This is a genomic window from Neorhizobium sp. R1-B (genome assembly GCF_004368875.1).
Lineage (GTDB): Bacteria > Pseudomonadota > Alphaproteobacteria > Rhizobiales > Rhizobiaceae > Neorhizobium > Neorhizobium huautlense.
This window is the reverse complement of sequence record NZ_SOEM01000003.1, coordinates 397,524-407,108: the sequence shown is the minus strand read 5'-3', so window position 1 is coordinate 407,108 and position 9,585 is coordinate 397,524. Positions and strand designations below refer to the sequence as shown.

General features: G+C 61.3%; 8 protein-coding genes. 4 read left to right on the top strand and 4 right to left on the bottom strand.

The genetic code is table 11. From position 1 onward, the window contains the following. Positions 1-20: 20 nt before the first annotated feature. Positions 21-1,037, bottom strand: a complete 1,017-nt coding sequence (locus tag EDE05_RS06965) for an ABC transporter substrate-binding protein (protein ID WP_105373014.1) — start codon at positions 1,035-1,037, stop codon at positions 21-23. A 188-nt stretch (positions 1,038-1,225) separates the two neighbouring features. Here EDE05_RS06965 and EDE05_RS06960 point away from each other — a divergent pair, with 188 nt between their 5' ends. Further along, complete coding sequence (locus EDE05_RS06960) at positions 1,226-2,203, top strand: LysR family transcriptional regulator (protein WP_105373013.1); 978 nt, start codon at positions 1,226-1,228, stop codon at positions 2,201-2,203. On the opposite strand, the gene EDE05_RS06955 is transcribed toward EDE05_RS06960, so the two are convergent. After that, positions 2,191-2,988, bottom strand: a complete 798-nt coding sequence (locus tag EDE05_RS06955) for a creatininase family protein (RefSeq protein ID WP_105373012.1) — start codon at positions 2,986-2,988, stop codon at positions 2,191-2,193. The genes EDE05_RS06960 and EDE05_RS06955 overlap by 13 nt on opposite strands. A gap of 252 nt (positions 2,989-3,240) precedes the next feature. Between EDE05_RS06955 and EDE05_RS06950 the strand changes: the two genes are divergently transcribed. Then, a complete protein-coding gene (locus EDE05_RS06950) occupies positions 3,241-3,489 on the top strand; it encodes a hypothetical protein (RefSeq protein ID WP_105373011.1) in 249 nt (82 codons plus the stop codon). 46 nt (positions 3,490-3,535) lie between these two features. Here the strand turns inward: EDE05_RS06950 and EDE05_RS06945 are convergent, their stop codons facing one another. Next, the gene (locus EDE05_RS06945; RefSeq protein WP_105373010.1) at positions 3,536-4,423 is read right to left on the bottom strand and encodes a DMT family transporter; all 888 of its coding nucleotides are present in this window, start codon (positions 4,421-4,423) and stop codon (positions 3,536-3,538) included. Between the two features lie 285 nt (positions 4,424-4,708). Between EDE05_RS06945 and EDE05_RS06940 the strand changes: the two genes are divergently transcribed. Both EDE05_RS06940 and EDE05_RS26745 read left to right on the top strand, forming a co-directional pair. Beyond that, entirely contained in the window at positions 4,709-6,007 is a 1,299-nt protein-coding gene (locus EDE05_RS06940) for an adenylosuccinate synthase (protein WP_105373009.1), read from the top strand. A 59-nt stretch (positions 6,008-6,066) separates the two neighbouring features. Beyond that, a complete protein-coding gene (locus tag EDE05_RS26745) occupies positions 6,067-8,577 on the top strand; it encodes a hypothetical protein (protein WP_157949059.1) in 2,511 nt (836 codons plus the stop codon). Between the two features lie 84 nt (positions 8,578-8,661). On the opposite strand, the gene rpoH is transcribed toward EDE05_RS26745, so the two are convergent. Continuing rightward, a complete protein-coding gene (rpoH, locus tag EDE05_RS06930; RefSeq protein ID WP_105373007.1) occupies positions 8,662-9,564 on the bottom strand; it encodes an RNA polymerase sigma factor RpoH in 903 nt (300 codons plus the stop codon). Positions 9,565-9,585: the final 21 nt, after the last annotated feature.

The window sequence follows — 9,585 nt, the reverse complement described above, 5'->3', positions numbered from 1 at the left end:
AGTATGCCGCACCGTCTACTCTACTTCTTAAGCGCCATTCCGACGCCCTTGCAGACGAATTTGGTCGAATAGGCCTTCTTGTAGTCGAGGTCGGCAGGCTGGACGTTGATTGCCACCATCGAGTCGAAGAACTTCTTGTAGCGCTCGTCGGTGATGCAGCCGATGCCCTTGGTCTCGGCATCGCCGGAAACCACTATTCCGTATTCCTTCATCTTGGCGATGGAATAGGCGATCTGACCGTCCGTCATTTCCGGATTGTCCTTCTTGATCAGATCGTTGGCGGCTTTGTTGTCGCCGTAGAGATAGTTGTACCATCCTTCGATCGACGCATCGACGAAACGCTGCACGACCTCAGGCTTCTTGTCGAGCATCGGCTGCGTCGTGGTGATCATCGTCGAATAGGGGCCGTAGCCGGCATCGGCGATGAGGAACACTTTCGGCGCCCAGCCAGCCTGTTTTTCGATCTCATAGGGCTCGGAGGTCAGATAACCCTGCTGTGCGGACTTCTTGTCGGCGATGAAGGGAGCCGGATTGAAGGTATAGGGCTTGTACTGTTCATCGCGGAAGCCCTTGAAGTTCTTCTTCATCCACTCGAAATACGTGACATAGCCTTCCTTACCCATGAAGATCGTATCGAGATTGGCAAGGTCCTCGAACTTTTCGACGCCCGCGTCGGGATGGGCGAGCAGGACCTGCGGGTCCTTCTGGAAGATCGAGGCGACGCTGACCAGCGGAATGCCCTGCTTGACGGCATCCATGTCCCCGAGCGGCCCGCCCATGTAGAAATCCACCTTGCCGGCGATCAGAAGCGCGCGGTTGGCAGCGTGCGGGCCGCCCTGGATGATCGTCACCTTCAGGCCATGCTTCTCATAGGTCCCATCGGCCACGGCCTGGTAGAAGCCGCCGTGCTCTGCCTGGGCCAGCCAGTTGGTGCCGTAGGATACTTCATCGAGCGCCGCTGCCGGAGCCGCTGCGAGCACCATCGCAGAGAGGCCGAGCGCCGCCAGAAAACTCTTCATAGTCAATGAATTGGACATGTGGTTTCGTTCCCCTGTTAAACCCTGCGGCATCGTGAGAGTATTTCTTTTCCAGCATTTGTACGGTTGCGTTGCTCTTTGAAAAGCATCAAATTTCGTCCGCATTGATGCCTTTCCGGCATCGGTCGAAAAATGACATGCCAAATTGTGCGGCATGGTCAAAAATGATGCAACGGGGGTGATGTAAAATGCTGCATTCGCGAAAGCTGCTTTATATCGATGAGATCGCCCGTTGCGGATCGATCCGCAAGGCGGCAACCCGTCTGAATGTTGCATCGTCGGCGATCAACCGGCAGATCCTGGCGCTGGAGGAGGAGTTAGGGGTGCCGATTTTCGAGCGCATGCCTCGCGGGCTGAAGCTCACCGCTGCCGGAGAATTGTGCATTGAACACATCCGCGAAGTTCTCAAAACCTATGAGCGGATGGAATCGCGCATCCGCGGTCTCAAGATGCCGCAGGCCGGCAAGGTGGCGCTGGTGGCGACGGTGGGACTGGCGGCGGGACCATTGCCTGATATCATCGCGCGGTTCGTCGCCGAGCACCCGCGTGTGCGCATACACTTGAGGAACGACGGCCCTTCGAACACCATTCAGCCGGTGGTAAACGGCGAGGTCGACATCGGTATTGGTTTCAACATCCCGGCGACGCCCGGCATCCGGACGCTCGCCAATTTCGATATTCCGATCGGGGTGGTTATGCCGCCGGGACACAGGCTGGCGGGCGAGGGCGCGGTCGATCTGGCCGAGGTGGTGCAGGAGCCGCTGGTGCTTTCGCAGCCGGGCACGAGCCTGCGCAACGTCATCAATCTGGCGCTTTCGCCCTTCTCGATTCCGGTCGAGCCGATCGTGGAAACCAATGCCTCGGAAATGCTGAAGCAGCTCGTGAAGGCAGGCACCGGGTTGACGCTCCTCAATCCACTCGACGTGCTTCAGGAATGCCGGCGCGGCGAACTGGTTTTCCGGCCGCTCGCCAATCCGCATGCACGTCATCAGCCGATGAAGCTCTTTGCCCGCTCGCGCGCCACGCTCGATACCGCCACCAGCCTATTCGTCGAATTTCTCTTGTCGGAACTCTCAGGCCTCGTCGGAGAGCTGCAGGCGAAGGGGCATGTGCCGCCTCAGCCACAGGCGAGGGATGTCCAGCGGGAGCAGGATCAGCGCGAGTAGAGATTGTCGAGCGAATATGCTGCGAAATCGCGCAGCATCTCGATAAAACGGGCAACCTGATGGCGGCAGATCGAAGCGCCCTTTTCGGCCGTGCCTTTCGATGCGTCGCCCACCACGCCGTTCGGATTGAGGTCATGGGCAAGCCATGCGAGCGCATGCGGGGGCGTCGGCTGGATGAATTTCGATTGAGACTTCATCCATTCCGCCTTGGAAACGAAATTCTGAGCCTTGTCCATCCGCACCAGATCCGGGCGGAAATGCAGCATCAGCGAGGTTTCGACTTCGCCGCCATGGATGCCAAATTTCTGCTCATGCTCGCCGATCAGCCCTTCCGGATTGCCGAAGCGGCCCCACTGCGTGCCGATCACCGCCATCTGGTAGCGGACGCGCAACTCGCGACCGACAATGCTCATGATATCGACATTGCCGCCATGGGAATTGACGATGACGAGCTTCTTCACGCCGGCTTCTGCTACCTTGGCGCCGATGGCCGTCCACATCGGAATGAGGAGTTCGGCACCGAAGGAGAGGGTGCCTGGACCATAGACGTGTTCGTTGGCCTTGCCGATTTCCTGGGTGGGCAGGATCAGGAAATCGAGATCCTCCGGCCGCTGCGCCTTCAGTTCCGCAAGCATACCGTTGGCGATCACCACGTCGGTGGCGATCGGAAGGTGCGGACCGTGCTGCTCGGTCGAGGCGATCGGCAGAATGGCGATGGTTTTTTCGGGCGAAAGCTGCGCGAAATCGAGGGTATTGAGTTCGTTCCAGTAAAACGGCTTGCCCATGCTGCCCCTGCCTTTCCTGATGTTTGTGACAGGGTTAGGAGATCGGGCACGTCTCGAAAAGCATCAATTTCCGCCCAGCGCGTTGCCTTTTTGAGCGCAGACAGGGAGGCCGGCTGTGCCATGGCAAGAAAAAGGCGGATTTCAATAAAATTGCATCTATCCGCTTAATCGCGCCGAGAGCCCTGCCGCATATGGTTGTGCCATAAGAGACAAGACGGCGACCAAGCCGCTCGACAAACGGGGTGCAGCGCAATGATCAAGAAGCTCATTATTTCCGCGGTCGTTCTGACGGCCCTCATTTCCGGCAAGGAAGCCAAAGCCGCCGGTGCGGGTGGTTTTGCCCGGGCGCTCTCTTCCGTGCCTGTCGTTCAGGTTCCGGCTGTCGAAAGCCGGTCGATGGGAACTGAGGAGCGTATGGTGGACGAGGCATTGATCTTCGATCCGTCGGACAGCCGGGCCGCGCAAGGCCAACTGCCTCCCGCAGTTTACCACAACATCTGATTTCGACAGCCTCAACTACCGGCAACCGACTTGCCCGTCTCCACCATTATGCGGAGACGGGTTTTCCCCATTCGGCGATTGCGATCCCGCCGAGGGCGAGCGCCAGCGCGACGATGTGGAAGACCTGCAGGGCTTCGCCGAGAATGGCGACCGAGAGCAGCGTCCCGAAGACGGGAACGAGATTGATGAACAGGCCGGCCCTGTTGGCGCCGATCTTCTGGACGCCGACGATATAGAGAACCTGTGCGATCAGCGAGGCGAAGATGCCCGTATAGAGCACGATCAGCCAGCCCCTCGTATCGGGCCAGATCAGCCGGTCGGCGGAATATTCCCAGAAGACGAGCGGTGTCGTGAAGATGAGCGCAAAGAGGGCGGGGAATGCCATCAGGGTGCGCCAATTGACCTGCGGCCGCCATCTGAGCGCAACGGTGTAGATGGCGTAAGCCATGACGGCGATCATCATGATTGCGTCGCCGAAATTGACGGTGAGCGTCACCAGCGTGCCGAGATCTCCGTGGACGGCGGTAATCACGCCTCCGAACAAGGTGAGGGTGAAGCCGAGGATCTGTGCCCAGGAAACCTTCATGCGGAACAGCAGGAAGTTGATGACGAAGATCAGCATGGGGATGACAGCCTGCTCAACCGTTACGTTGATCGCCGTCGTGTAGTTGACGGCGGTATAGAGCGCGGCGTTGAAAACGACATAACCTATGACGCCCAGGAAGATGAGAATCGGCAGGTTCTTCCTGACGATCGGCCAGTCCTTCACCAGTTGCGGCACCGAGATCGCGAAAATGATTGCAACGGCGGCGAACCAGCGCCAGAAGGTCAGCATCATCGGGCTGACATGGCCGACGGCGAGCTTGCCGGCCACCGCATTGCCGCCCCAGCACAAGGTGGCAATGACGAGGGAAAGATAGGCCTTTTTGTGCAAAACAATTCTCCGGCACCGGCCGTAGGGCGCCGGTATCAACAGTCGGGGCCGGGAAATAGCCCGCCGCTCACGCATTTGTCACGTAAAAACCGCGAGCGAGTCACAAACAGGTCGCTTTCCTTCGGCCAAGGCATTATAGATGCGCGCGTTTGCACTGTTCGCGGATATCCTTATCCGGAAACGGAGCCTAAATCTAAGTGGCGCATCGACCCGTAGGTCAAAAACGATCTACGGTAGGTGCGCGTATGGTCGTGTGGGGCTTTGCCCGCAGTACAGGAAGTAGAGATGACGAACGTAGTCGTGGTTGGTTCGCAATGGGGTGACGAAGGCAAGGGCAAGATTGTCGACTGGCTTTCCGAACGCGCCGATATCGTCGTGCGCTTCCAAGGCGGTCACAATGCCGGCCATACGCTCGTTATCGATGGCGTCAGTTACAAGCTTTCGCTTCTCCCGTCCGGGATCGTGCGGGGCGGCAAGATCTCCGTGATCGGCAACGGCGTCGTTCTTGATCCGCATGCTCTGGTTGCCGAGATCGACAAACTCGCCGGACAGGGTGTGAAGGTCACGCCGGAAAATCTCCGCATCGCCGACAATGCGACGCTCATTCTCTCCCTGCACCGCGAACTCGACGGTCTTCGCGAAGATGCCGCCTCCAACAGCGGCACCAAGATCGGCACCACCCGCCGCGGCATCGGTCCTGCCTATGAGGACAAGGTAGGCCGCCGTGCCATCCGTGTCATGGACCTGGCCGACATGGACACGCTGCCCGGCAAGGTCGACCGTATCCTCACCCACCACAATGCGCTTCGGCGCGGCCTCGGCGAAAAGGAGATCTCGCACGAGGCGATCATGCAGGAACTCACCTCGGTCGCCGCGCGCGTACTGCCTTTCCGGGAAACCGTCTGGGAACTGCTCGACAAGGAACGTCGCAAGGGCGCCCGCATCCTCTTCGAAGGCGCTCAAGGGTCGCTGCTCGATATCGACCACGGCACCTATCCCTTCGTGACCTCATCCAACACCGTCGCCGGCCAGGCTTCGGCCGGCTCCGGCATGGGGCCGGGTACGCTCGGCTATATCCTCGGGATCACCAAGGCTTACACGACTCGCGTCGGCGAAGGCCCGTTTCCGACCGAACTCAAGGATGAGATCGGTCAATTTCTTGGGGAAAAAGGCCATGAATTTGGAACGGTTACCGGCCGTAAGCGCCGCTGCGGCTGGTTCGATGCCGCGCTTGTGCGCCAGTCGGTCGCGACCAACGGGATCACCGGAATTGCGCTGACCAAGCTCGATGTGCTCGACGGCCTGGACGAATTAAAGATCTGCGTTGGCTACAAGCTTGACGGCGTTCAGATCGATCATCTCCCGGCAAGCCAGGGCGCGCAGGCTCGTGTCGAGCCGGTTTACGTCACGCTGGAAGGCTGGAAGGAATCGACGGTCGGCGCCCGCAAATGGGCCGATCTCCCGGCCCAGGCCATCAAGTATGTCCGCCAGGTGGAGGAATTGATTGGCGCGCCCGTCGCGCTACTTTCCACCAGTCCTGAGCGGGAAGACACCATACTTGTGACCGACCCATTTGAAGATTAAAGTCAAAAATTGGTTACCATTCGGCTGATCTTCGGATTGGCGATCATGAGAAAGTGCTGATGGCTGATTTTGTTGCGGTTATCCGCCGCGCGGTTGACGGACTGGCGAGCAATACGCCGGAGATGCGCGCGAAGGTGTATGATAAGGCTCGTGGCGCCGTGCAGCGGCAGCTCGAGAACATGAAGCCGCGCCCACCGGAAGACATGCTGCGCCGGCAGATGGAGAAGCTCGAGGCCGCGATCGTCGATGTCGAGAGTGAGCATGCCGAAGCGCTGGCGCCCGTCGTCGACGAGGCCCCGGCGGGGCATCCAGCCGAAGAAGCCGTTGTCGAACCGGTCGCCGCCGAGCCGGTGGCCGAAGCCGGCGAAGAACCTGCTGCGCAAGTTGCCGAGACTGTCGAAGGAGAGGCTGTCTCTCCCGAACAATATGCGCAAGAACAGCAGATCGCTGTGGAGGAGGCCGCCGAGCCTGCACCGGCACCGGCCGAATACGAATCGGCACCGGTTTTCCGGGAGGACGACTACCAGGCGCCCGAAACGGTTACCGTCGTAGAGGAGCCGGCACCAGCCGAGACAGAACAGCAGGCCGTGGAAGAGACGGCGCCGGTTGTCGAGCAGCCCAGCTTCCATGAAGAGCAGGAAGTCGCGGCTGCACCAGCTGACGAGCCGGCCGCAGGCCACCAATACGGCGATTGGCGCGACGACATGCCACCGGAAGGGGCTCCTTCAGCCCCGACGGTTTTCGATTACGACGAGCCGGCGACTGAGGCGGTGCAGCCCGCTGTCTGGCCTGACGAGCCGCCTCCACTGGAGCCTGAGCCCCTGTCGGAGCCGGCGGCCGCCGAGCCCGTCGCCGCCGAAGACGATTTTCCATATCCCACCCGGAGCGGAGAAGACCAGCGTCCGAACGAGCCTGAATTCGCTCAGGAATGGGCCGGCGAGCCGCATCCCCTGGAACCGGAGCAGGCCGCGGAAGAACCTCCGAAGGCTGAAGAAGATTGGGGATGGGCACCGTCCCAGCCTGAGGCTGCGCCGGCCGCCGGTGCCGCCGCGAATGTCGCTGCCGTATGGAATGAAGTTCCCGAACTCGTGCCAGCCGGTCCTGCCGGCCACGAATTGACGGCTACACCGGTCGAGGCGCATTTCGATTCGGAAACCCACGTTTCGGCCGATACGGTCCGGATGCCTCCGGTCTCCGACCTCCCCGTGGCGAATGCGGCGGTCGCAGCGGCAGCCAAGGACCCGATCGCAGACTATCTCGATCCGCAGTCGAAGCCGGGAGAGAAGACCGCGGAAAGCGATCCCTGGGCCGATCTGGAAGAACTGATCGGCTTCAACAAGGACGCTCCTCTACCGGGAGGCACCTCCCGCAGCAGCACTCTGCACAGCGAGGCGGATGCGGACGATCTGATGCCTGCGCCGGCCCGGCCCTATCGGGTGACCCCGGTGCGCAAGCGGAATTATGCGGGCATCATCCTTGCCATCGTCGGCCTGGCTCTCGTGGGTGCCGGCGGTTACGCGATCTGGCTGAACCGAGATTCGCTGAACGATATGGTGGATGGGCTGTTCCAGTCGAGCGCGCCGACGACGCAGACCGCAGAGCAGACGCCGGCTCCCGCACCCGCGACCCCGGCACCGAGCCAAACGCCTCCGCCGGCACCGCAGACCAATGCCGCAGCGCCCGCCACTCCCGCGACGCCAGCCACTCCCGCCACTCCCGCTCCGGCGGACGGATCCACCACGACGACGAAATTTACCCAGCGCCTGATGGCAGACGGCAGCGAAGTCGACGATGGGCCGGGCGGCACGGGCGGTCTTGCGCAGAATGCAGAGGGGCAGTCGGTCGCTCAGCTCAATACGCCGCCGGCCGCTCAGGCCGCGACGCCCGAGCCCGGCGCACCCGCAGGTGCCGCACCTGCTCCGGGTGCCGGACCAACCGAAACCCCGCAGGCTACGCCGGATCAGGGTGCTGCCGCACCGTCCGCCAATCCATCCGACGCCCCGGCGCTCGCCGGGGAAAAGATGTTCCTCTACGAGGAGCGGATCGGCCAGACGGCGCCCACGGCGATCGAAGGCGCGGTCTCATGGTCGCTCCAGCGCGAGCCGGGCGCGAACGGCCGACCGGAGCCGGTTATCCAGGGACGGATCAACATTCCGGGCCGCGGCCTGACGGCGCTCGTCACCGTCAAACGCAACGGCGATCCATCGCTGCCAGCCAGCCATCTCGTGGAGATCGTCTTCGCGGTGCCGCCGGATTTCGAAGGCGGCGCGATCGACAGCGTGCAGCGCATCGCCATGAAGCAGACGGAACAGGATCGCGGCAATGCGCTCATCGCCGTGCCGGCCAAGATCACCGATGACTTCCACATGATCGCGCTCAACGATTTCCCCGACGCCCGCACCACCAATCTGGAGCTCTTGCGCAGTCGCAACTGGATCGACATTCCCGTTGCCTATCGCAACGGCCGCCGCGCGCTTTTCACCCTCCAGAAGGGGCCGGAAGGCGAGCGGATCTTCGCCGAAGCTATCAGGGAATGGGCCACGCTCGGGGCACCCGCCACCGGGCAGTAAGGATTTTCGGCTTAAAACGAAAAGGCCCGGCAACGACGCCGGGCCTTTTTTGTATTTATTTCGGTGGCGCCGGTCCGGCTGCTGTTAAGCGTCGACCACGCGCAGGGCGTTTGCCTGGGCAAGCGCTTCCTTCTGGACGGCCTCCTGCACCTTCTCGAAGGCGCGGACCTCGATCTGGCGCACGCGTTCGCGGCTGATGTCGAACTCCGACGACAGCTCTTCCAGGGTGACCGGCTCGTCGGCGAGGCGGCGTGCTTCGAAGATGCGGCGTTCGCGGTCGTTCAGTACGCTCAGGGCCTTGGAGAGCATCCGGCGGCGCGTATCCAGTTCGTCCTGCTCGATCAGCACTTCTTCCTGGCTGTCGCGGTCGTCCACCAGCCAATCCTGCCACTGTCCCGCTTCACCTTCGCTGGCGCGGATCGGCGCATTTAGCGAAGCGTCGCCGGACAGGCGGCGGTTCATGGAAACCACTTCCTCCTCGGACACATTGAGCTTGGTGGCGATTTCAGCAACCTGATCCGGCTTCAGATCGCCTTCGTCGATCGCCTGGATCCGACCTTTGAGCCGGCGCAGGTTGAAGAAAAGCCGCTTCTGGTTGGCGGTGGTGCCCATTTTAACGAGCGACCAGGAGCGCAGGATATATTCCTGGATCGAGGCCTTGATCCACCACATGGCATAGGTTGCCAGGCGGAAACCGCGTTCCGGGTCGAACTTCTTGACGGCCTGCATGAGGCCGACATTGCCCTCGGACACGACTTCGCCGATCGGCAGACCATAACCGCGATAGCCCATGGCAATCTTTGCGACGAGGCGCAGATGGCTCGTCACAAGCTTATGGGCGGCATTGCGGTCGCCATGTTCGGCGTAACGTTTCGCCAGCATGTATTCCTGCTGGGGCTCCAGCATCGGAAACTTGCGAATTTCATCGAGATAACGGTTGAGACCGGCTTCGCCGGCGGTAATTGAAGGCAGAGTATTGCGGGCCATAAAGCACCCCTTTCCGATCGT

Bases quoted from the DNA above. Each gene is read 5' to 3' on its own strand.
- rpoH (WP_105373007.1), bottom strand. From the start codon at position 9,564: ATGGCCCGCAATACTCTGCCTTCAATTACCGCCGGCGAAGCCGGTCTC.
- EDE05_RS06965 (WP_105373014.1), bottom strand. From the start codon at position 1,037: ATGTCCAATTCATTGACTATGAAGAGTTTTCTGGCGGCGCTCGGCCTC.
- EDE05_RS06950 (WP_105373011.1), top strand. From the start codon at position 3,241: ATGATCAAGAAGCTCATTATTTCCGCGGTCGTTCTGACGGCCCTCATT.
- EDE05_RS06940 (WP_105373009.1), top strand. From the start codon at position 4,709: ATGACGAACGTAGTCGTGGTTGGTTCGCAATGGGGTGACGAAGGCAAG.
- EDE05_RS06960 (WP_105373013.1), top strand. From the start codon at position 1,226: ATGCTGCATTCGCGAAAGCTGCTTTATATCGATGAGATCGCCCGTTGC.
- EDE05_RS26745 (WP_157949059.1), top strand. From the start codon at position 6,067: ATGGCTGATTTTGTTGCGGTTATCCGCCGCGCGGTTGACGGACTGGCG.
- EDE05_RS06955 (WP_105373012.1), bottom strand. From the start codon at position 2,988: ATGGGCAAGCCGTTTTACTGGAACGAACTCAATACCCTCGATTTCGCG.